Annotated in this window: 18 protein-coding genes; 10 read left to right on the top strand and 8 right to left on the bottom strand. The window is 59.9% G+C overall.

The window, feature by feature from the left end; translation table 11 throughout:
* The first annotated feature begins 103 nt into the window (after positions 1-103).
* Positions 104-1,312 (top strand): zinc metallochaperone GTPase ZigA, encoded by a 1,209-nt coding sequence (gene zigA, locus K0F88_RS07250; RefSeq protein WP_219094689.1) that lies wholly within the window; start codon positions 104-106, stop codon positions 1,310-1,312.
* A complete protein-coding gene (locus K0F88_RS07245) occupies positions 1,312-1,962 on the top strand; it encodes a DUF1826 domain-containing protein (protein WP_219094688.1) in 651 nt (216 codons plus the stop codon). Before zigA ends, K0F88_RS07245 begins: the two co-directional genes overlap by 1 nt.
* Here K0F88_RS07245 and K0F88_RS07240 read toward each other — a convergent pair.
* On the bottom strand, positions 1,959-2,315 hold the full coding sequence (locus K0F88_RS07240) for an NADH:ubiquinone oxidoreductase (RefSeq protein ID WP_094469905.1): 357 nt from the start codon (positions 2,313-2,315) through the stop codon (positions 1,959-1,961). The genes K0F88_RS07245 and K0F88_RS07240 overlap by 4 nt on opposite strands.
* A gap of 27 nt (positions 2,316-2,342) precedes the next feature.
* Here K0F88_RS07240 and K0F88_RS07235 point away from each other — a divergent pair, with 27 nt between their 5' ends.
* Positions 2,343-3,308, top strand: coding sequence for a GTP-binding protein (locus K0F88_RS07235; protein ID WP_094469906.1), 966 nt, complete (start codon positions 2,343-2,345; stop codon positions 3,306-3,308).
* On the opposite strand, the gene K0F88_RS07230 is transcribed toward K0F88_RS07235, so the two are convergent.
* Positions 3,305-3,718 carry a DUF3301 domain-containing protein gene (locus tag K0F88_RS07230; RefSeq protein ID WP_010465383.1) on the bottom strand — a complete coding sequence of 138 codons (414 nt, stop codon included), beginning with the start codon at positions 3,716-3,718 and terminating at the stop codon, positions 3,305-3,307. The genes K0F88_RS07235 and K0F88_RS07230 overlap by 4 nt on opposite strands.
* Positions 3,719-3,838: 120 nt before the next feature.
* Here K0F88_RS07230 and pdxY point away from each other — a divergent pair, with 120 nt between their 5' ends.
* Complete coding sequence (gene pdxY, locus K0F88_RS07225; protein ID WP_219094687.1) at positions 3,839-4,711, top strand: pyridoxal kinase PdxY; 873 nt, start codon at positions 3,839-3,841, stop codon at positions 4,709-4,711.
* 128 nt (positions 4,712-4,839) lie between these two features.
* Here pdxY and K0F88_RS07220 read toward each other — a convergent pair whose 3' ends face one another.
* A complete protein-coding gene (locus tag K0F88_RS07220; RefSeq protein ID WP_219094686.1) occupies positions 4,840-5,322 on the bottom strand; it encodes an acyl-CoA thioesterase in 483 nt (160 codons plus the stop codon).
* 204 nt (positions 5,323-5,526) lie between these two features.
* On the opposite strand from K0F88_RS07220, the gene K0F88_RS07215 reads away from it, so the two are divergent.
* Positions 5,527-7,290 carry a cation:proton antiporter gene (locus K0F88_RS07215; RefSeq protein WP_219094685.1) on the top strand — a complete coding sequence of 588 codons (1,764 nt, stop codon included), beginning with the start codon at positions 5,527-5,529 and terminating at the stop codon, positions 7,288-7,290.
* 21 nt (positions 7,291-7,311) lie between these two features.
* Here the strand turns inward: K0F88_RS07215 and K0F88_RS07210 are convergent, their stop codons facing one another.
* The 4 genes from K0F88_RS07210 to uvrD all read right to left on the bottom strand — a co-directional run bounded on the left by K0F88_RS07210 (position 7,312) and on the right by uvrD (position 11,689).
* Positions 7,312-7,719: an SMI1/KNR4 family protein gene (locus K0F88_RS07210; RefSeq protein WP_010465379.1), complete on the bottom strand. Its 408-nt coding sequence runs from the start codon at positions 7,717-7,719 to the stop codon at positions 7,312-7,314.
* 136 nt (positions 7,720-7,855) lie between these two features.
* Positions 7,856-8,728: a Tim44 domain-containing protein gene (locus tag K0F88_RS07205; RefSeq protein WP_219094684.1), complete on the bottom strand. Its 873-nt coding sequence runs from the start codon at positions 8,726-8,728 to the stop codon at positions 7,856-7,858.
* 179 nt (positions 8,729-8,907) lie between these two features.
* The gene (locus tag K0F88_RS07200; protein WP_219094787.1) at positions 8,908-9,348 is read right to left on the bottom strand and encodes an EamA family transporter; all 441 of its coding nucleotides are present in this window, start codon (positions 9,346-9,348) and stop codon (positions 8,908-8,910) included.
* Between the two features lie 157 nt (positions 9,349-9,505).
* The gene (gene uvrD / locus K0F88_RS07195) at positions 9,506-11,689 is read right to left on the bottom strand and encodes a DNA helicase II (RefSeq protein WP_219094683.1); all 2,184 of its coding nucleotides are present in this window, start codon (positions 11,687-11,689) and stop codon (positions 9,506-9,508) included.
* A gap of 258 nt (positions 11,690-11,947) precedes the next feature.
* On the opposite strand from uvrD, the gene K0F88_RS07190 reads away from it, so the two are divergent.
* The 3 genes from K0F88_RS07190 (at position 11,948) to K0F88_RS07180 (ending at position 16,194) form a co-directional block, all read left to right on the top strand.
* Positions 11,948-14,821, top strand: coding sequence for an EAL domain-containing protein (locus K0F88_RS07190; protein WP_219094682.1), 2,874 nt, complete (start codon positions 11,948-11,950; stop codon positions 14,819-14,821).
* 135 nt (positions 14,822-14,956) lie between these two features.
* Positions 14,957-15,823, top strand: coding sequence for a transcriptional regulator HexR (hexR, locus tag K0F88_RS07185; protein WP_008027445.1), 867 nt, complete (start codon positions 14,957-14,959; stop codon positions 15,821-15,823).
* Between the two features lie 161 nt (positions 15,824-15,984).
* The gene (locus K0F88_RS07180; protein ID WP_017341588.1) at positions 15,985-16,194 is read left to right on the top strand and encodes a PA3496 family putative envelope integrity protein; all 210 of its coding nucleotides are present in this window, start codon (positions 15,985-15,987) and stop codon (positions 16,192-16,194) included.
* Here K0F88_RS07180 and K0F88_RS07175 read toward each other — a convergent pair.
* On the bottom strand, positions 16,136-17,098 hold the full coding sequence (locus tag K0F88_RS07175) for a LysR family transcriptional regulator (protein WP_219094681.1): 963 nt from the start codon (positions 17,096-17,098) through the stop codon (positions 16,136-16,138). The two genes, K0F88_RS07180 and K0F88_RS07175, sit on opposite strands and share 59 nt — an antisense overlap.
* A 189-nt stretch (positions 17,099-17,287) precedes the next feature.
* Here K0F88_RS07175 and K0F88_RS07170 point away from each other — a divergent pair, with 189 nt between their 5' ends.
* Together K0F88_RS07170 and oadA are read left to right on the top strand one after the other, a co-directional pair.
* Positions 17,288-18,703, top strand: a complete 1,416-nt coding sequence (locus K0F88_RS07170) for an acetyl-CoA carboxylase biotin carboxylase subunit (RefSeq protein WP_008156643.1) — start codon at positions 17,288-17,290, stop codon at positions 18,701-18,703.
* Between the two features lie 11 nt (positions 18,704-18,714).
* On the top strand, positions 18,715-20,523 hold the full coding sequence (gene oadA, locus K0F88_RS07165) for a sodium-extruding oxaloacetate decarboxylase subunit alpha (RefSeq protein WP_219094680.1): 1,809 nt from the start codon (positions 18,715-18,717) through the stop codon (positions 20,521-20,523).
* Positions 20,524-20,632: the final 109 nt, after the last annotated feature.

Here is a 20,632-nt window from a genome sequence, read left to right as displayed (position 1 = left end):
TTTATCGAGGAGGACAAGAGCGGGCTGGCTTGATTGCGTTGTTATACTATAACATTCAAATCAGCCCGACACTGCGATCGGGCATCTCTGTGAGGAAAACCTGATGCCCAATCGTCTCCCCGTGACCGTCCTGTCAGGCTTTCTCGGCGCCGGTAAAAGCACGCTGCTTAACTACGTGTTGCGTAACCGCGAGAATCTTCGAGTCGCCGTGATCGTCAACGATATGAGCGAGATCAACATCGATGGCAGCGAAGTCCAACGCGATGTCAGCCTGAACCGCGCCGAAGAAAAACTCGTGGAGATGAGCAATGGCTGCATTTGCTGCACTTTGCGCGAAGACTTGCTCGAAGAAGTCAGCAAACTCGCCAGGGATGGACGTTTCGATTACCTGTTGATCGAATCCACCGGCATCTCCGAGCCATTGCCCGTGGCGGAAACCTTCACCTTCCGTGATGAGCAAGGGCAGAGCCTGGCCGATATCGCGCGGCTCGACACCATGGTCACAGTGGTCGATGGCATGAACTTCCTGCTCGACTATCAGGCGGCCGAAAGTCTCGCTTCCCGTGGTGAAACATTGGGCGAGGAGGACGAGCGCTCGATCACCGACCTGCTGATCGAGCAAATCGAATTTGCCGACGTGATCCTCATCAGCAAGATCGATTTGATCAGCCGCCACGAACGCGAAGAGCTGATCGCGATCCTTGAACGCCTCAATGCTCAGGCGCACATCATCCCGATGGTCATGGGTGAAGTCCCCCTGAAGGAAATCCTCAACACCGGGCGTTTCGACTTTGAGAAAGCTGCTCAAGCGCCAGGTTGGCTGCAAGAGTTACGCGGCGAGCACGTGCCGGAAGCCGAGGAGTACGGCATCGCCTCGACGGCCTACCGAGCCCGTCGACCGTTTCATCCGCAACGTTTTTTCAGCTTCATTGATCGACCGTGGGTGAACGGCAAACTGCTGCGCTCCAAAGGCTTTTTCTGGCTGGCCAGCAAGCACACGGACGCGGGTAGCTGGTCCCAGGCCGGTGGCTTGATGCGCCATGGTTTCGCCGGGCGCTGGTGGCGCTTCGTGCCGAAAACCCAGTGGCCGCAGGACGAAGAAAGTACGGCCGGTATCATGGAAAACTGGACGGCCGCCACCGGCGATTGCCGCCAGGAACTGGTGTTCATCGGTCAGAACATCGACTTCGCGCAACTCACCGCTGAACTCGACAATTGCCTGCTGAGCGATGATGAAATGGCCTTGGGTGTCGAGGGTTGGCGTTTGCTGTCAGATCCGTTCGGTCCTTGGCACGAAGAGGTTGCCGCCTGATGTTGGCGCCCAGCCTGAAGCCGAGGCCGGTCGTTCATCAGGTTCTAGGTGAAACGCCACAAACCCTGACTCGAGTTCTTGAAGACGGGGTAAACCTGGCCGTCTGGCAGCGCCAGCTCCCGGCGCACATCAGTGATTTCGGGTGCATGTTGCTGTCCCTGAACGAGCCACTGGCCGAGTCGCTGGTCCTGGAGTTACCCAACGAAGACACCGAACCCAATCTGCATGGATTGGCCTCAGGATTCAGCGATCTCGAAGGCTATGCCGGTTTCATTGCCGACGTGTCCTGGCTGGTCAGCGCATTCGCCTGTCTGCTGGGCGCCAAACGCATCGGCCTGCGCGTGCGGGTCTTGGACAAGGCCATGTGCCCGCGCTTTCACGTCGATCATGTGCCGGTGCGGCTGATTACTACGTATTGCGGCATCGGCAGTCAGTGGCTGAAAGAAGGGGTGATGGATCGCCGGAAACTGGGCAAGCCTGAGGCCGAACCCACCGAAAATTCGCTGGTCGAGCACATTGCCAGCGGCGAAGTGGCACTGCTCAAAGGCGAGAAATGGCACGGTAATGAAGGATTCGGCCTGATCCACCGTTCGCCGCAACCCGCGCCGGGCGAACGTCGTTTGATTCTGACCCTGGATTGGCTGGGTTAAGGCTTGAGCCAGTTGCCTTGGCTTTGGCCTTCGCAAAACGGCTTCAGATACGCCGCATCGGTCGCCACGCCGTAATAGTGAATATCTTGCCGGTAAGGCATATTGGCGACTTGGGCGTTGCTGCACACGCCGAACGCGCCCTTGGGGCATTGGTCGACGTATTGCACGTCGACTTTCTGCCCGGGCAGGTTCGGTTGGCAGAAGCCGTCGGCGAAGAGCTTTTGCGGGATGTTGCGGTTCTGCTGGCAGACTTTTACGTCGAGTCGCTCGGCCGTGCTATGTACTACGCACGCCTGTGCCAGCGCCTCGCCGGAACAGAGCGCCAACACCAACGACAATCCCATCAACCGCATCCATTACCTCCTCAGAAAACATCGACCATGTTGCAGAACATTCCCACTCACGTCATTGCCGGCCCATTGGGTGCGGGCAAGACCAGTTTGATCAAGCACCTGCTGGCGCAGCGGCCAGCGAACGAACGCTGGGCGGTGCTGATCAACGAGTTTGGCCAGATCGGCCTCGATGCCGCGCTGCTGACCCAGGACGCCGATGGTATCGCACTGGGGGAAGTGGCCGGGGGCTGTTTGTGTTGCGTGAACGGAGCGCCGTTTCAGATCGGCCTCGGGCGGTTGCTGCGCAAGGCACGGCCGGATCGGCTGTTCATCGAGCCTTCGGGGCTTGGGCATCCGGCGCAGTTGCTCAGGCAGTTAAGTGAGGCGCCGTGGCAAGGCGTACTGGCGGTACAACCATGTGTACTGGTTTTGGATGCCCAGGCGCTCGCGGTCGGCAAACCATTGCCCGAGGCGCAACAGGAGGCGTTGAGCAATGCTGGATTGTTGTTGCTGAACAAGGCGGAAGGTCTCGACGTCAATGATCGCCAGCGAATCGCCGCGCAGCTGCCTGCTCGCCCGTTGTACTGGACCCAGCACGCGTGCCTGCCGTTAAGCGAATTACCGGGCCTTGGCGTTCAGGCGGAGGCGGGTGTGGATAACTTCATCGTGCCCAAGGGATTGGCGCAGATGCCGGCCATCTGGATCGATCCTGCGCTGCCGATTTGCCTGAGTCAGGCGCAGGAGGGCGGCTGGAGCGTCGGCTGGCGTTGGCATCCGACTCAGACTTTCGATGTGGCGCGCGTGGGCCAGTGGCTTGAAAGCATTGCCTGGCGGCGGGCGAAGCTGGTTATCCACAGCGTCGACGGTTGGGTGTCAGCCAATGCGTTGGATAACTCGCCATTGGAATGGCAGCCGAGTGAATGGCGCCAGGATTCGCGGATCGAATTGATTTTCGACGAGCAGCAGGAAATGGCTTCACTGCAAAAAGCGTTGGGCGACTGTCTGACCGGTTAAGGACGCCACTTGGTGTGTTCTTGCCGCCACTGGCTCAGCTCGATCACTTCAGCGCGAGGCTTCTCCACGTCGACCACCGCAGGCGTGTCGTCGAACGGCATCGGGTAAGGCGCCAGTTCGATCTGCGCGCTGTGGGCGCCGAATTGGGTGATGGTGCCGTTGTGGCGGGTTTCGCCGGTCACGGTGAACTCGAAGTTGTACACCCGGGCCAGGCGCCGTCGGTCGTTGGCATCTTTGATGAACGCGATCTTTTTCAATGCCACGTTGCCGTCCAGCAGCTCGATGCCGAGCTTGGTGCAATGCAGCTTGACCCGTTCCAGCGCGCGCTCGCGCAGCCCGTGGTTGTGCCACAGCCATGCGCCGCCAGTGGCGAGCAGCATCAACACGAAGATATTTCCGAGGGTCAGCATCAACAGGTTGCTCCAACAAGATAGTGCCAGCTTAACTGCGTCGCCGGTCTGTCGTACAGGCCGTGTTTAGTCGCATACTGCGCGGCTCGAATTTCAATCGTTTGACGGAAAACACACCGCATGAAACGTACGCCCCATCTGCTCGCCATCCAGTCCCACGTGGTGTTCGGCCACGCTGGCAACAGCGCCGCGGTTTTCCCGATGCAGCGGGTCGGGGTGAATGTCTGGCCGCTCAACACCGTGCAGTTCTCCAACCACACGCAATACGGCCAGTGGGCCGGTGAAGTGCTGGCGCCGCACCAGATCCCCGAGTTGGTTGAAGGGATCGCGGCGATTGGCGAGCTGGGCAACTGCGATGCGGTGCTGTCCGGTTACCTCGGCAGTGCGGCTCAGGGCCGGGCGATCCTGACGGGTGTGGCGCGGATCAAGTCGATGAACCCCAAGGCGCTGTATTTGTGCGACCCGGTGATGGGCCATCCGGAGAAGGGCTGCAGCGTGCCGGCCGAAGTCAGCGATTTCCTGCTGGAAGAGGCGGCTTCGGTGGCGGACTTCATGTGCCCGAACCAGTTGGAGCTGGACAGCTTCTCGGGGCGCAAGCCGCAGTCGCTGTTCGATTGCCTGGCAATGGCGCGCGCACTGCTGGCGCGTGGGCCTAAAGCGGTGTTGGTCAAGCATCTGGACTATCCCGGCAAACCGGCGGATGGCTTCGAGATGTTGCTGGTAACGGCCGAAGGCAGCTGGCACCTGCGGCGTCCGCTGCTGGCGTTTCCGCGTCAGCCGGTGGGTGTGGGTGACTTGACGTCGGGGCTGTTTCTGGCGCGTGTGCTGTTGGGCGACAGCCTGTTGGCGGCCTTCGAGTTCACGGCGGCAGCAGTGCATGAAGTGCTGCTGGAAACCCAGGCGTGTGCCAGCTATGAGCTGGAACTGGTGCGAGCTCAGGACCGGATTGCGCATCCGCGGGTGAAGTTCGAAGCGACTGCGATCAGCCTCTGATCCACGTTGAGCCTATTCGCGAGCAAGCCCGCTCCTACATTTGCCCTGCGTCGTTCACAGCGTCAAGTGTGGGCGCGGGCTTGCTCGCGAAGGCTATCTAAAGCACACCATCAAACGGGCTGAACGGCTCAGGCATCGCCCTTGATTTCCTGATACCGCTTTTCCAGTTCCTGCCGAATCTGCCGACGTTGCTGGGCTTGGATGAAGCGGCGTTTGTCTTCGCTGTTCTGCGGTTGCAGCGGCGGGACAGCCGCCGGTTTGCGGTCGTCATCCACCGCCACCATGGTGAAAAAGCAACTATTGGTGTGGCGCACCGAGCGCTCGCGGATGTTCTCGGTCACCACCTTGATGCCCACTTCCATGGACGTGTTGCCGGTGTAGTTGACCGAGGCCAGGAAGGTCACCAGTTCGCCGACATGAATCGGCTCGCGGAAAATCACCTGGTCCACCGACAGGGTCACCACGTAGCGGCCGGCGTAACGGCTGGCGCAGGCGTAGGCCACTTCGTCGAGGTATTTGAGCAGGGTACCGCCGTGAACATTGCCAGAGAAGTTGGCCATGTCGGGGGTCATCAATACCGTCATCGACAGCTGGGCGTTTCCGGGTTCCATAGCGTTCTCACGGGTCAAGGCAGAATGGCGGAAGGGCGGCACCTCTGCGGGTGCCTGGTCGGTTTTTTTCAAACCACAGTTATCGGGACGCCGGGCAGCTGGTCGCCGTCACGCCGGATCGATCTGTTTCCATATATTGCACCGCCTTTCTGGCGGAAGTCGCGGTGTTAACCTCCGAACGTCCACCTCAAGGAGCCCCACACCATGCATGCCATCAGTTTTATTCAGGATCTGGCAGTGATCATGTTGGTCGCAGGTGTGGTGACGGTGCTGTTCCACCGCTTCAAACAGCCGGTGGTGCTGGGCTATATCGTCGCCGGCTTCATCATCGGCCCGCACACACCGCCGTTCGGCCTGATCCACGACGAGGAAACCATCAAGACGCTCGCTGAACTCGGGGTGATTTTCCTGATGTTCTGCCTGGGCCTCGAGTTCAGCCTGCGCAAGCTGTTCAAGGTCGGAGCCACGGCATTCATCGCGGCGTTCCTCGAAATTGTGCTGATGATCTGGATCGGCTACGAAATCGGCCAATGGTTTGACTGGAACACCATGGACTCACTGTTCCTCGGCGCGATCCTGGCGATTTCATCGACCACCATCATCGTCAAGGCGCTCAACGACCTGAAGATGAAGAACGAGCGCTTTGCCCAGCTGATCTTCGGCGTGCTGATCGTCGAGGACATCCTCGGTATCGGCATCATTGCCTTGCTGTCGAGCATCGCGGTCAGCGGCACGGTCAGTTCTGGCGAAGTGTTTTCCACGGTGGGCAAGCTCTCGCTGTTCATGATCGTTGCGCTGGTGATCGGCATTTTGCTGGTGCCGCGATTACTGGCCTACGTGGCGAAGTTCGAAAGCAATGAAATGCTGCTGATCACCGTGCTGGGCCTGTGTTTCGGCTTTTGCCTGCTGGTGGTCAAGCTCGAATACAGCATGGTCCTGGGCGCGTTCCTGATTGGCGCGATCATGGCCGAGTCGCGGCAGTTGCTGAAGATCGAGCGCTTGATCGAGCCGGTTCGCGACCTGTTCAGTGCAATCTTTTTCGTGGCCATCGGCTTGATGCTCGATCCCATGATCCTGCTGCAATACGCCTGGCCGATCGCAGTGATCACTGTGGCCGTTGTGCTCGGCAAAATGCTTTCCTGCGGTCTCGGGGCCTTTATCGCCGGGAATGACGGACGCACCTCACTGCGCGTGGGAATGGGGCTTTCGCAGATTGGCGAATTCTCCTTCATCATTGCCGCGCTGGGCATGACGCTGCAGGTCACCAGCAACTTCCTCTACCCGGTCGCCGTGGCAGTTTCGGTGCTTACCACGTTGCTGACGCCGTATCTGATCCGCGCGGCTGATCCGCTGTCGATCAAGCTTGCTGCGGTGATGCCGCAGCGACTGGGTCGAGTGTTGGGGATGTATGGCGAGTGGCTGCGCAGTATCCAGCCTCAGGGCGAGGGCGCGTTGCTGGCGTCGATGATCCGAAAGATTCTGTTGCAGGTCGGGGTGAATCTGGCTTTGGTGATTGCGATCTTCTTTTCCGGCGCGTATTTCGCCGAACGCATGTCCGCGTACCTGCAAGACTGGATCAGTGATCCGAGCTGGCAGAAAGCGTTGATCTGGGGTGGAGCGTTGCTGTTGTCGCTGCCGTTCCTCATCGCCGCCTATCGCAAGCTCAAGGCGCTGTCGATGCTGTTGGCGGAGATGGGCGTTAAGCCGGAGATGGCAGGGCGCCACACGCAGCGAGTGCGCCGGGTGATCGCCGAAGTGATCCCGATCCTCTCGCTGCTGGTGATCTTCCTGCTGCTGGCAGCTTTGTCGGCCAGTATTTTGCCGACCAACAAGTTGCTGGTACTGATCGTCGTGGTCGCCGCCACGGTGGCGGCGCTGCTCTGGCGCTGGTTTATCCGCGTGCACACGCGGATGCAGGTGGCCTTGCTCGAAACGCTGGACAACCACAAGGAATCGTCCGGGCATTGACCACGCGGCGTGTCAGACGACTCAGCTTTCCAGCCAGACGTCCCGTGCCCAGTGCCACACCGATTCCCAGGTTTCTTCGGCAACCAGTTCTTCCTCGGCCAACCACAGCACCACGGTGCCGTCTTCTTCGACCAGATAGTAGTTGTCGCCGTCCTGACAGATCGGGATCATGCTGCGGTCGACGCCAGCGTCCCAGGCGTTGGCTGCAACGTCCGGCAGGTAGGTGTGGGATTGCGGGTCGGTGACGGTCACCGGCTCCAGGCTGCCGTAGACGACGTCGCTGACGGTCAGCAGAAACTCTCTGAAGACGAAGGGAATGTCGATGAACAGTTGTTCCTCGATTTCCACGATCTGGTCTTCGTCAGGCAACTCCAAGGGGACCGGTACCGGTTCGTTGGCTTCACGCAGTTGTTCGATGATTTCTTCCACGTCCGGGATCCTCTTGCTTGATGGCGCGGTTTAGTTGGGGCGGTTTATACAGTAGCTCGCTACAGATGCAACTGCGAAATAGAAAACCCCGGCCGAGGCCGGGGTTTCTATTACAGCATGCATAACGCGGAGGGGATCAGCCGTTCTGGCGGATACCGGCCACCAGCCAAGGCTGGTTTTCGCCCTGCGGACGTTCCATGTTCCAGCTTTCGCTGAACACTTCGCCCTGGTCGAAACGCGAAGTCTTCGACACACCGGTAAAGGTCAGGGTGGCGATGGTCTTGTCGGCACGATCATCCACGCCGTCCAGTTGAACATTGAGGTTATCAATGTAGGTGGACTGGAAACCTTCGCCCAGGTCGGCACGTTCGCGCTTGAGGAACTCCAGCAATTGCGGGGTCACGAACTCGGCGATCTTGTCCATTTCGTTGGAGTCCCAGTGTTGCTGCAGGGACTGGAAGTGGTTGCGGGCCGCTTCAATGAAGTTCTGTTCATTGAACCAGGCTGGCGCGTTGATTACCGGACGAGCGGCAGCAGGTGCTGCCGAGCCGCCGAAGATCGAACCCATGCCGGCAGGCTTCTGCTCGAACACTTCACGTTGCATCGGTGCGCCAGCTGGAGCCAGATGCTCCTGTTGCTTGCGACGACGAGCGGCGATGAAGCGGAAGATCAGGAACGCAATGACAGCCATGATCAGGATGTCGAAGATCTGCATGCCCTGGAAGCCGCCGCCCATGAACATGGAGGCCAGCAGGCCACCGGCAGCGATGCCGGCCAGAGGGCCGAGCCAGCGCGAAGCTCCGCCGGCCTTGGCGGCAGCGCCAGCGGCACCGGCCGCGCCCGCAGTGGCAGCAGCACCACCGGCGGCAGAAGAAGGAGCCATTTGGCTGGTCTGGTGAGTCGGCGCAGCGCCGGAGCTCTTGCCGCCACCAAAGCGCTTGGCGTTGGCGTCGAGGCTCATCGTCAGGCCGATGCACAACGCCATGGCGATGCTAAGAAAACGTTTCATAAAGGGAATTCCCATTTGTGGATGGCACGCGCGCCATGTTGCACAGCTGAACTGTTACTGGCTAGCGGCAGAGTGTTTCGGGCTTTTGCCTGACAGGTTGCGTTCAGCTTCGGTCAGCGCAATAGGGCCTGTTAACTTTGGTCTGTAGGACAAGTGGATAAGTTCTGCAGGAAGGATATCTAGCGTCGCAAGGCCAGCATGACCACCCCGGCCGTTATCAGGCTGATTCCGCCCCATTGGCGCAAGTCGAGCCGTTCTCCCAGCAGGACCACCCCCAACACTGCCACGAGCACCACACTGAGCTTGTCGACTGGGGCGACGAGCGACGCCGGGCCGAGCTTCAACGCACGGAAATAGCAGATCCACGATGCGCCGGTGGCGAGCCCTGACAGCAGTAGGAATACATAGCTCTTGGCGGAGATAGATCCTAATGACTGATATTGGCCCGTGGCGTACAAAATCAAGGCCAGACTGACCAAAACCACCATTGTGCGTAACAGGGTGGCGAAGTCGGAGTTGACGTTTTCGATGCCGATCTTCGCGAAGATGGCGGTCATGGCAGCAAATGCTGCTGACAACAGGGCCCAGAATGTCCAGGAGGAAACGAAGCCTGAGCCCATGGTTTGCACCTTTATAAGTTCAACCGATCGCTTGGATGCCACACAAAACCCTGTGGGAGCCGGCTTGCTCGCGAAGAACGAGAACGCGGTGTTTATGAAAAACCGCAGCGTTGCCTTCGCGAGCAAGCCCACTCCTGCATTAGTTCTCTGGCGGGCTTTAGATCGCCTCCAGCTTGGCGTAACCCAACATCAGCCACTTGCTGCCTTCGCTGAAGTTCACCTGCACGCGAGCTTGAGCCCCGGCGCCCTCGAAGTTCAGGATCACGCCGTCGCCGAACACCGAATGCCGCACGGCCTGACCGAGGCTGAACCCGGTGTCCGGGATCTCGCTGCCGCCAAACAGGCTGCTGGAGCTCTGTTGCTGGCCACCGCCGAACGGACGGCTGACGCTGTTGGACAGCCGCACTTCCTGGATCAGGCCTTTCGGCACTTCACGTACGAAACGCGACACTTTGTTGTAAGTCTCGCTGCCGTACAGGCGTCGGGTTTCTGCATAGGTCATCACCAGGTTTTGCATGGCCCGAGTAATGCCGACATAGGCCAAGCGGCGCTCTTCCTCAAGACGGCCGGGCTCTTCCAGGCTCATCTTGTGCGGGAACAGGCCTTCTTCCATGCCCACGAGGAACACGTAAGGGAATTCCAGGCCCTTGGCGCTGTGCAACGTCATCAGCTGAATGCTGTCTTCGTGCTCGTCGGCCTGGGTATCACCAGCCTCCAACGACGCATGGCCAAGAAATGCCGCCAATGGCGTCAGGTCTTCGTCTTCTTCAGCGTTTTCGAAGTTGCGCGCGGCGCTGACCAGTTCCTCAAGGTTTTCTACCCGGGCCTGGCCTTTCTCGCCTTTTTCCGCTTCGTGGTAGGCAATCAGCCCCGACTGTTCGATAACCGTCTGAGTCATCAGGTGCAGCGGCATGTCCATGCACTTGGCGGCAAGGTTCTCGATCAGCTCGATAAACGCGCCGAGCGCGCCCGCTGCGCGACCGGTCAGGCCTTTATTAGCGACCAGCAAACGCATGGCTTCCCACATCGAGACATCGCTGTGGCGCGCATGGTCGCGAATCGCTTCGACGGTTTTCTCGCCAATGCCACGGGCCGGAACGTTGATGACCCGCTCCAGCGCCGCATCGTTGCCGCGACCTTCCAGCAATCGCAGGTAGGCCATGGCGTTCTTGATTTCTGCCCGCTCGAAGAAACGCTGACCGCCATAGATGCGGTACGGAATGCGCTCGCGCAGCAAAGCTTCTTCCAAAACGCGCGATTGGGCGTTGGAGCGGTACAAAATCGCGATATCGCTACGGGCCAAGCCGGTTTTCAGCGCGCTTTCGATGGTTTCCACCACGTAGCGTGCTTCATCGTGCTCGTTGAACGCAGCGTACAGATTGATCGCTTCGCCTTCGCCGCCATCGGTCCACAGCTCTTTACCCATGCGCCCGGTGTTGTTGGCGATCAGGGCGTTGGCAGCCTTGAGAATCCCGGCGGTAGAGCGGTAGTTTTGCTCCAGACGAATGGTCTGGGCATCCGGGAAATCGTCGGAATACTGATAAATGTTCTCTATTTTCGCGCCACGCCAGCCGTAGATCGACTGATCGTCGTCGCCCACCACCATCAAACTGTCGCCGCCCTTGGCCAGCAGACGCAACCAGGCGTACTGCACGGCGTTGGTGTCCTGGAACTCGTCCACCAGAATGTGCCGGAAGCGCTTCTGGTAATGGGCCAGCAGGCCCGGGTGATCGCGCCACAGGTCGAGGGCACGTAGCAGCAATTCGGAGAAGTCGATAACACCGGCGCGCAGGCAAGCGGCCTCGTAGGCCTCATAAATGCTGCGCATGGTCGCCAGGAACAGGTCGCCGCTGGCTTGAATGTGTTGCGGACGCAGACCTTCGTCTTTCTGCCCATTGATAAACCACTGAGCCTGACGGGCCGGCCAGCGTTGCTCGTCCAGCCCCAGCTCGCGGATCACCCGCTTGACCAGCCGTTGCTGGTCGTCGCTGTCGAGAATCTGGAAGGTCTGGCTCAGGCCGGCTTCCTGCCAATGCGCCCGCAGCAAGCGGTGCGCCAGGCCGTGGAACGTGCCGACCCACATGCCGGCCGGGTTGATACCCATCAGCTGCTCGATGCGATGACGCATCTCGGCAGCGGCCTTGTTGGTGAAGGTCACCGACAGGATCGAGTGGGGCGAGGCGTTCTCGACCTGGATCAACCAGGCGATACGGTGCACCAGCACTCGGGTTTTACCGGAACCAGCACCGGCCAGGACCAACTGACGACCCACGGAGGCAGCTACGGCCTGGCGTTGGGCATCGTTGAGGGAGTTCAGCAGAAGGGAGAGATCATCGCGCATCGGGGCATTCTAGGGTGCGCCGTCACACCGGGCAAACCGAGCTTTGCATTAGCCGATAAAAGAAGCGCGGATGACGACCGGTCAGTCACTGGCTGCAAGCGTTGACGGGGCTCGCTCCAAGGGTTTTCAGGGGGCGGCGGGGGGCTGAAATTTTGTCGATTTTATGATCTGGGGCAGTTTGGTAAGGGCATCGGCTTGTGTATGCTCCGTCCACGTTTCGGGCTCATGCTCATCATTATAAGAACAAGAACATTGCCTATGACCCTCAGCTCTGACCTGTCGGGCCCTTCTGTGGAGCCCCGGGTTATCCGCAAGCAGTACGCCATGGAAATGGCGGTCGAGCGCACGCGCCTGCTCTACCAAGGCTCGCTGCTGCCCACGCTGTTCATGCTGATTAACGGTCTGGTCTGTGCCGGACTGCTCTGGAGTCCGCAGCGCTACTTCATCGTCAGCGTCTGGCTGATCTGGCTTCTATCGCTGGTGGCCCTGCGGGTGATTCAAGTCGCGGCCTTCGATTCGGCCATTCCCAATCGCCAGGCTCATCCGGTCTGGCGTCGAATGTTCCTGCTGGGCTCCGCCATGACAGGCCTGACCCTGGCCGGTGCCGGCATCGCCCTGGTCCCCGCTGATAATTTCATGCAACAAGCCTGGGTATTCGGCCTGATCGGCGCCGCCGCCCTTTCGGCGAGCGTCGCCTACGCGGTCAGCCTGCCGGCGTTTCTGTCCTTTACCTTGCCCTGCCTGTTGCCGGCCATCACCTATCTGTTCTGGGGTGGCGATGAACAAGGCCAGGGTTGGGGCTGGTTCGGTCTGATTTTATTGGGCGCGTTGAGCGTGGTGGCCTGGCAGGTCAATCGGTTGATCGACAGCGGCTTGCTGCGGCGTTTCCAGAATCAGGCCCTGATCGAGCATCTGCAGCAGGCGCAGAGCTGCGGTGACCAGCTCAATCACGAGCTGGCCAAAGAGATTGATCACCGCCGGTGCGCCGAAGACAAGTTACGCGAAGCCCAAGTCGAGCTGGAAAACCGGGTCGCCCAGCGCAGCCTTGAACTGGACGCGGCCAACCAGGCCCTGAGCAAGAGCGAAGCGCGGCTGGCGCTGGCGTTGAAGGCCAGTGAACTCGGGCTGTGGGACTGGAACCTGCAAACTGACGAAGTCCATCACACCCAGCTTCAGGAGTTGTTCGGCCTGGAACCGGAATTCGTCACCGCGATGCTCAGCCACCTCAAGCCGCGCCTTCACCCTGAAGACTTGCCGTCGCTACGCCGTGCTCTCGTCGAGCATCTGAAAGGCCGCAGCGAGGATTACCAGATCGAATACCGGGTGCGGCATGGCGACGGCCACTGGGTCTGGATCGAGGACCGTGGGCGGGCGGTCGAGCGCAGCGACAATGGTCGGGTGATCCGCATGGTCGGCACCCGCCGCGACATCAGCGCGAGCAAGGGCCAGGAAGAACAGCGCCAATTGGCGGCGACGGTGTTCGAGGCGGCCAGTGAAGGCATCGTGATTTTCGACCCCAATTACGCGCTGATCGCAGTCAATCAGGCGTTCAGCCGCGTCACCGGCTACGACATTGAAGACATGCTTGGGCGCAACGTCGTCGAGTTGCCGTGCAGCCGCGATGCGCGCCGACGCTACGGCGCTATCCATCATGCGCTGGAACAGCACGGCACCTGGCAGGGCGAACTGGTGGAAACCCGCAAGAACGGCGAGCTCTATCCGCAGTGGCTGCAACTGAACGCTGTTCGGGATGCTCGGGGAAAAGTGAGCCATATTGTCGGCTTCTTCGCCGATCTGTCCGCTCGACGGGAATCCGAAGAGCGCATGCGCTACCTGACCCATTACGATGAACTCACTGGCCTGGCCAACCGCTCGCTGTTCCGCGAACGGCTGCGCGAGGCTCATCAGCGGGTGCGTCAGGGCGGGCGTCGCAGTTTGGCGCTGCTGCATATCAACCTGGATCGTTTCAAGTTGCTTAATGACAGCCTCGGCCATGAAGTTGCCGACCAGTTGCTGCAGAAAATGGCCCGGCGGCTGGTCAACGCATTGCCCGAGGCAGACACCATTGCGCGGCTTTCCGGTGACGAATTTGCGGTGATATTCGACGCCTACGGCAACCTGTCGAGCCTGGCCCGCGTGGCGACCCGATTGTCGACCAAATTGCGTTTGCCGATCACCGTCGATGGTCATGAACTGGTGGTCAGCGCCTCGATGGGCATCAGCATGTTGCCGGACACCGCCCGGGAAATTTCCGCGTTGGTCAGCCAGTCGAACATTGCCATGCAGCACGCCAAACACTTGGGCGGCAACAATTTCCAGTTCTACACTGAAAGCTTGCAGGCCAGCACCCTTGAGCGATTGCAGCTTGAAAATCAGCTGCGCAAAGCCATCGACGAAAAGCAACTGCAAGTCTATTACCAACCCAAACTTTGCCTTGAGACGGGTCGCCTGAACGCAGCCGAAGCCTTGGTGCGTTGGGATCATCCGACCATGGGCCGCGTGCCACCGGGGGACTTTATCGGTCTGGCCGAGGAAACCGGCTTGATCGGTCCGATCGGCGAGTTCGTGTTGCGCCAAGCCTGTTGGCAGGCCTGCGAATGGCAACGGCAGGGGCTTGAGCCGATTCGCGTGTCGGTCAATTTGTCGGTGCATCAATTGCGCCAGGGCAAGTTGGTCAGCCTGGTGCGGCAGGTACTGGAGGAAACCGGTCTGGCGCCGCACTACCTGGAACTCGAACTCACCGAAAGCCAGTTGCTGGACAGCGTCGAACACATCATCGCGACGTTCCAGCAGTTGCGGGATCTGGGCGTGAAACTGGCGATCGACGATTTCGGCACGGGCTATTCGTCCCTGAGCTACCTCAAGCGCATTCCCGTGGATTACGTGAAGATCGATCAGGCGTTCATACGCGGCCTGGGGCAGGGCAGCGAGGACGCGGCGATCACCCGGGCGATCATCGCCATGGCGCATGGTTTGTCGCTGAAAGTGGTGGCTGAGGGTGTGGAGCGGGCAGAGCAGCTGGAATTCTTGAAAGCCGAGCGCTGCGATGAGGTGCAGGGTTATCTGGTCAGTCGGCCGGTCGAAGCCGATGGCCTGGCTGCGCTTTTACGTGAGGACGCAAAACCCTTGTAAGTGCTACATGGAGCGCATGTGGCGTGGAATGGGGACATCGAGTTACGCATTGAGCAGGCAAAAAGCCGATTCATGTAGTATAACTACAAGCTTGCTACATCCCCGGCACCTGCCAATAACAAAGAGTCCAGCCCCTTGAATCTGCTGCAACACATCGCCCAGTCACGCCACCTCTTACGCAAGTCGGAGCTCAAGGTCGCCGACCACGTGCTGCTTGATCCGGCGGCGGTGATGCACAGCTCCATGGCCGACCTGGCCCACAGCGTGGGCATCAGTGAGCCGACCATCGTGCGCTTCTGCCGCGCCATCGGTTGTTCCGGTTTCCAGGACTTGAAACTGAAGCTGGCGCAGAGCCTGGCGGCAGGCGCGAGTTTTGGTCAGTTTGCGATCCATGAAGACGATTCGGTCGCGGACTACAGCCTGAAAATCTTCGACACCACCCTGCACACCTTGATGGAAGTTCGCGAGAAGCTCGATCCGGTGGAGTTGCAGCGAGCTGTGTCGCTGATGTCCCAGGCTCAGCGCGTCGAGTTCTACGGCTTTGGCGCATCGGGCGCGGTGGCGGCGGATGCCCAGCACAAATTCTTCCGTTTGCTGCTGACTGCGGCGGCGTATTCCGATCCGCACATGCAGGCGATGTCGGCGGTAACGTTGAAACCGACCGATGTGGCGATCTGTATTTCCCAGTCCGGGCGTTCCAAGGATTTGTTGATCACGGCCAACCTGGTGCGTGAGAGCGGCGCCTCGTTGATCACGTTGTGCCCGAGCCAGACGCCGTTGGCCGAGCTGTCGACCGTCAACCTGGCGATTGATGTGCATGAAGACACTGAAATCTACACGCCGCTGACCTCGCGTATCGCCCACCTGGTGGTGATCGACGTATTGGCGATGGGCGTGGCCATGGCGCGCGGGCCGAGCCTGGTCAACCACCTCAAGAGCGTCAAACGCAGCCTGCGCAGCTTGCGGCTGTCGCCAAAATCGGTGAAAGCCCTCGACGATTGACCCCAAGTTCGAGCGCGGACCCTGTGGCGAGGGAGCAAGCTCCCTCGCCACAGGGTTCGCAGCCAACCTGTGAGCTTCATCATTTTGTAACCCGCCCGCCGCCAAACCGTCATCCCGCGCGCCTATCTTGAAACTCCCGTAATCGCCTTGGGAGACTCGAAATGGCCCAGCCCTACGAAGAACGCAACAGCGCCGTCAAAACCCGTCGTCAGCAAGAAGATCAGCGCCGCATGGAGTTTCGCCGCGCCATCGAAGACCGCTGCGAACGCCGTCAGCTGCTGGCCGAGATCGGTGATTTTCCGGATCTGGAACTCAATTACTGGCAGGCCGCTCCCGCAACTTCCCGTCGAAACGCTCAACCAGGGCGCTGATCTGCACCCGCTCGCTGCGGATAAACGCAAGGAATGCGTGGGCCACCGGTGACAACCGTTTGGCCTTGGCCTGCACCAGGCACCAGCTGCGATACAGCGGCAGTTCTTCGACCGGTAACTCAATCAATCCACCGGTCGCCAACTCAAGGTTCAGGGCGTGGCGCGTCAACAGCGCGACGCCCAGACCCGCCAGCACACATTCACGCTGGGCTTCGGCCGATGCGACCTCCTGGGTCTGGTTGAAGTGCACGCGTTTCTCTTTGAAATACTCTTCACACGCCAGACGCGTTCCAGAGCCGGGTTCGCGCAGCAACAGGGTGTAAGGCTCGAGGTCTTGCAAGCGCAGCGGCCCCATGTGGCACAGCGGATGATCCGGCGGCGCGACGGCAACGATCGGATTGTTGAGGAACGGCAGAAACTCCAGCCCCATGTCCTGCGGCACCATGGACATGATCACCAGATCGTCGCGGTTATCAGACAATCGACGGATCACCTGCCCTCGGTTGACCACCGTCAGTTGCAAATTTACCTCGGGATGCTGACGCTTGAACGCAGCAAACAGGTGCGGTACGAAATATTTGGCGCTGGATTCCACCGCCAGTTTCAGCTGGCCCTGCAGTGATCCCTGCATGTCCGACAGCTGCATATCGAGGTTTTCCAGGCGCCCGAAAATGTCCCGACTGGCACGCTGGAGTGCTTCGGCGGCCTCGGTCATGTAGAGTTTTTTGCCGACGTAATCGAACAATGGCTGACCAATCAGCTCCTCGAGTTGACGAATCTGTAGGCTGACGGCCGGTTGTGTGAGAGACATTTCGTCGGCTGCCCGGCTGTACGACCTCAAATCACAGACCTCATTGAAGATCTGCAATTGACGCAATGTCATACGCATCAATGACTTACGCATTTTCTAATCGCTCTCACCACAGGCTGATGGATCAACTATAAGTCTTTGCTTATGGCTAACCCAATAATTATTCATTTTTGTTAATCCCTTGTGGGGGCTAGTGTGGGGCTGCGACTAAATCGAAACATTTAGTCACGCGTCGACCTGCCTAGCAGGTCGTGGGTACCACCGGCTCAAGGGAACCTCCAAGTGATAAAAAAGATCCTGATCGCCAACCGTGGTGAAATTGCCGTGCGAATCGTGCGTGCATGCGCCGAGATGGGCATTCGCTCGGTCGCGATCTACTCCGACGCCGACCGCCATGCCTTGCATGTGAAGCGTGCCGACGAGGCCCACAGCATCGGTGCCGAGCCACTGGCCGGTTACCTGAATGCGCGCAAGCTGGTGAATCTGGCGGTGGAAACCGGCTGTGATGCCTTGCATCCCGGCTACGGTTTCCTCTCGGAAAACGCCGAGCTGGCAGATATCTGCGCTGAACGCGGCATCAAATTCATTGGTCCATCGGCTGAAGTCATCCGCCGCATGGGCGACAAGACCGAAGCGCGCCGTAGCATGATCAAGGCGGGCGTGCCGGTCACTCCAGGCACCGAAGGCAACGTCGCGGACATCGCCGAAGCCCTGATCGAAGGTGATCGCATCGGTTACCCGGTCATGCTCAAGGCCACCTCCGGTGGTGGCGGCCGGGGTATTCGTCGCTGCGACAGCCGTGAAGAACTCGAACAGGCTTTCCCCCGCGTGATTTCTGAAGCCACCAAGGCCTTCGGTTCAGCGGAAGTGTTCCTGGAAAAATGCATCGTCAATCCGAAACACATCGAAGCGCAGATCCTCGGCGACAGCTTTGGCAACGTCGTGCACCTGTTCGAGCGTGACTGCTCGATCCAGCGCCGCAACCAGAAGCTCATCGAAATTGCTCCAAGCCCGCAACTGACCCCGGAACAGCGCGCCTACATCGGCGACCTGTCGGTGCGCGCAGCCAAGGCCGTGGGCTACGAGAACGCCGGCACCGTGGAGTTCCTGCTCGCCGAGGGTGAGGTGTACTTCATGGAGATGAACACCCGGGTGCAGGTGGAACACACCATCACCGAAGAAATCACCGGGATCGACATCGTCCGTGAGCAGATCCGCATTGCGTCCGGCCTGCCGCTGTCGGTGAAACAGGAAGACATCCAGCACCGCGGTTTCGCGCTGCAATTCCGGATCAACGCCGAAGACCCGAAAAACAACTTCCTGCCGAGCTTCGGCAAGATCACCCGTTACTACGCGCCCGGCGGCCCCGGCGTGCGCACCGACACGGCGATCTACACCGGCTACACCATTCCGCCGTTCTACGACTCCATGTGCCTGAAACTGGTGGTGTGGGCGCTGACCTGGGAAGAAGCGATGGACCGTGGCTTGCGCGCCCTCGACGACATGCGTCTGCAAGGGGTCAAGACCACCGCCGCGTACTACCAGGAAATCCTGCGTAACCCTGAATTCCGCAGCGGCCAGTTCAATACCAGCTTCGTTGAAAGCCACCCTGAACTGACCAACTACTCGATCAAGCGCAAACCCGAAGAGCTGGCCCTGGCCATCGCCGCCGCCATCGCCGCCCACGCAGGCCTGTGAGGAATAAAACAATGTCCAAGAAAATTCACGTTACCGACACAATCCTGCGCGACGCCCACCAATCGCTGCTCGCCACCCGCATGCGCACCGAAGACATGCTGCCGATCTGCGACAAGCTCGACAAAGTCGGCTACTGGTCGCTGGAATGCTGGGGCGGTGCGACGTTCGACGCCTGCGTTCGTTTCCTCAAAGAAGACCCGTGGGAGCGTCTGCGCCAATTGCGCGCCGCGTTGCCTAACACGCGCCTGCAAATGCTCCTGCGTGGCCAGAACCTGCTGGGCTACCGCCACTACAGCGATGACGTGGTCAGGGCTTTCGTTGCCAAGGCTGCGGTCAACGGCATCGACGTATTCCGCATTTTCGACGCGATGAACGACGTGCGTAACCTGCGCGTGGCCATCGAAGCCGTAAAAGCGGCCGGCAAACATGCCCAAGGCACCATCGCGTACACCACCAGCCCGGTGCACACCATCGACGCGTTCGTGACTCAAGCCAAACAAATGGAAGCCATGGGTTGCGACTCGGTGGCAATCAAGGACATGGCCGGTTTGCTGACGCCATACGCCACCGGCGAACTGGTCAAGGCGTTGAAATCCGAGCAATCGCTGCCGGTGTTCATCCACTCCCACGACACCGCTGGCCTGGCCACGATGTGCCAACTCAAGGCCATCGAAAACGGTGCCGATCACATCGACACCGCGATCTCCAGCTTCGCCTCGGGCACCAGCCACCCGGGCACCGAGTCGATGGTCGCCGCCCTTAAAGGCAGCGAGTTCGACACCGGCCTGAATCTGGAACTGCTGCAAGAGATCGGCCTGTACTTCTACGCCGTGCGCAAAAAATATCACCAGTTCGAAAGCGAGTTCACCGCCGTCGACACCCGTGTGCAAGTCAACCAGGTACCGGGCGGGATGATTTCCAACCTGGCCAACCAGCTGAAAGAGCAGGGCGCCCTGAACCGCATGGCGGAAGTGCTGGCCGAAATCCCGCGGGTTCGTGAAGACCTCGGTTTCCCGCCGCTGGTAACCCCGACCTCGCAAATCGTTGGCACCCAGGCGTTTTTCAACGTGCTGGCCGGCGAGCGCTACAAGACCATCACCAACGAAGTGAAGCTCTACCTGCAAGGCGGCTACGGCAAGGCGCCGGGCACCGTTAACGAGAAACTGCGTCGTCAGGCGATTGGTAACGAAGAAGTGATCGATGTGCGTCCGGCCGATCTGCTGAAGCCGGAAATGACCAAGCTGCGTGCCGAAATCGGTGCCGTGGCCAAGTCTGAAGAAGACGTGCTGACCTACGCCATGTTCCCGGACATCGGCCGCAAATTCCTCGAAGAACGTGCGGCCGGCACCCTGACGCCAGAAGTGCTGCTGCCGATTCCTGAAGCAGGCGGTGTGACCTCGGCCGGTGGCGAAGGCGTGCCAACCGAGTTCGTCATCGACGTCCACGGTGAAACCTACCGCGTCGACATTACCGGTGTCGGCGTCAAGGCCGAAGGCAAACGTCACTTCTACCTGTCCATCGACGGCATGCCGGAAGAAGTGGTGTTCGAACCGCTCAACGAATTCGTCAGCGGCGGTAGCAGCAAGCGCAAGCAAGCCACTGCTCCGGGCCACGTCAGCACCACCATGCCGGGCAACATCGTCGACGTGCTGGTCAAGGAAGGCGACACCGTGAAAGCGGGGCAAGCCGTGCTGATTACTGAAGCAATGAAGATGGAAACCGAAGTCCAGGCGGCCATCGCCGGTAAAGTCACCGCCATCCATGTGGCCAAGGGCGACCGGGTGAACCCGGGCGAAATCCTGATCGAGATCGAAGGCTGAGTTAACAGCCTCGATACACCGTTTTAAACCTCGGGGGGGCATGTGCTCCCCTTTTTTTTCGTCCGGAGTTTCGCATTGGAAAATGTGGGAGCGAGCAGGCTCGCTCCCA

Source organism: Pseudomonas sp. UMAB-40 (assembly GCF_900095275.1).
In the GTDB taxonomy this organism is placed as follows: Bacteria; Pseudomonadota; Gammaproteobacteria; order Pseudomonadales; family Pseudomonadaceae; genus Aquipseudomonas; species Aquipseudomonas mandelii_B.
The sequence above is the reverse complement of the archived record's forward strand: the minus strand, read 5'-3'. Positions and strand labels throughout refer to the sequence as shown.

Excerpts from the sequence above, each read along its gene's own strand:
- zigA (WP_219094689.1), top strand. The coding sequence starts at position 104 with ATGCCCAATCGTCTCCCCGTGACCGTCCTGTCAGGCTTTCTCGGCGCC.
- K0F88_RS07245 (WP_219094688.1), top strand. The coding sequence starts at position 1,312 with ATGTTGGCGCCCAGCCTGAAGCCGAGGCCGGTCGTTCATCAGGTTCTA.
- K0F88_RS07240 (WP_094469905.1), bottom strand. The coding sequence starts at position 2,315 with ATGCGGTTGATGGGATTGTCGTTGGTGTTGGCGCTCTGTTCCGGCGAG.
- K0F88_RS07235 (WP_094469906.1), top strand. The coding sequence starts at position 2,343 with ATGTTGCAGAACATTCCCACTCACGTCATTGCCGGCCCATTGGGTGCG.
- K0F88_RS07230 (WP_010465383.1), bottom strand. The coding sequence starts at position 3,718 with ATGCTGACCCTCGGAAATATCTTCGTGTTGATGCTGCTCGCCACTGGC.
- pdxY (WP_219094687.1), top strand. The coding sequence starts at position 3,839 with ATGAAACGTACGCCCCATCTGCTCGCCATCCAGTCCCACGTGGTGTTC.
- K0F88_RS07220 (WP_219094686.1), bottom strand. The coding sequence starts at position 5,322 with ATGGAACCCGGAAACGCCCAGCTGTCGATGACGGTATTGATGACCCCC.
- K0F88_RS07215 (WP_219094685.1), top strand. The coding sequence starts at position 5,527 with ATGCATGCCATCAGTTTTATTCAGGATCTGGCAGTGATCATGTTGGTC.
- K0F88_RS07205 (WP_219094684.1), bottom strand. The coding sequence starts at position 8,728 with ATGAAACGTTTTCTTAGCATCGCCATGGCGTTGTGCATCGGCCTGACG.
- K0F88_RS07200 (WP_219094787.1), bottom strand. The coding sequence starts at position 9,348 with ATGGGCTCAGGCTTCGTTTCCTCCTGGACATTCTGGGCCCTGTTGTCA.
- uvrD (WP_219094683.1), bottom strand. The coding sequence starts at position 11,689 with ATGCGCGATGATCTCTCCCTTCTGCTGAACTCCCTCAACGATGCCCAA.
- K0F88_RS07190 (WP_219094682.1), top strand. The coding sequence starts at position 11,948 with ATGACCCTCAGCTCTGACCTGTCGGGCCCTTCTGTGGAGCCCCGGGTT.
- K0F88_RS07180 (WP_017341588.1), top strand. The coding sequence starts at position 15,985 with ATGGCCCAGCCCTACGAAGAACGCAACAGCGCCGTCAAAACCCGTCGT.
- K0F88_RS07175 (WP_219094681.1), bottom strand. The coding sequence starts at position 17,098 with ATGCGTAAGTCATTGATGCGTATGACATTGCGTCAATTGCAGATCTTC.
- oadA (WP_219094680.1), top strand. The coding sequence starts at position 18,715 with ATGTCCAAGAAAATTCACGTTACCGACACAATCCTGCGCGACGCCCAC.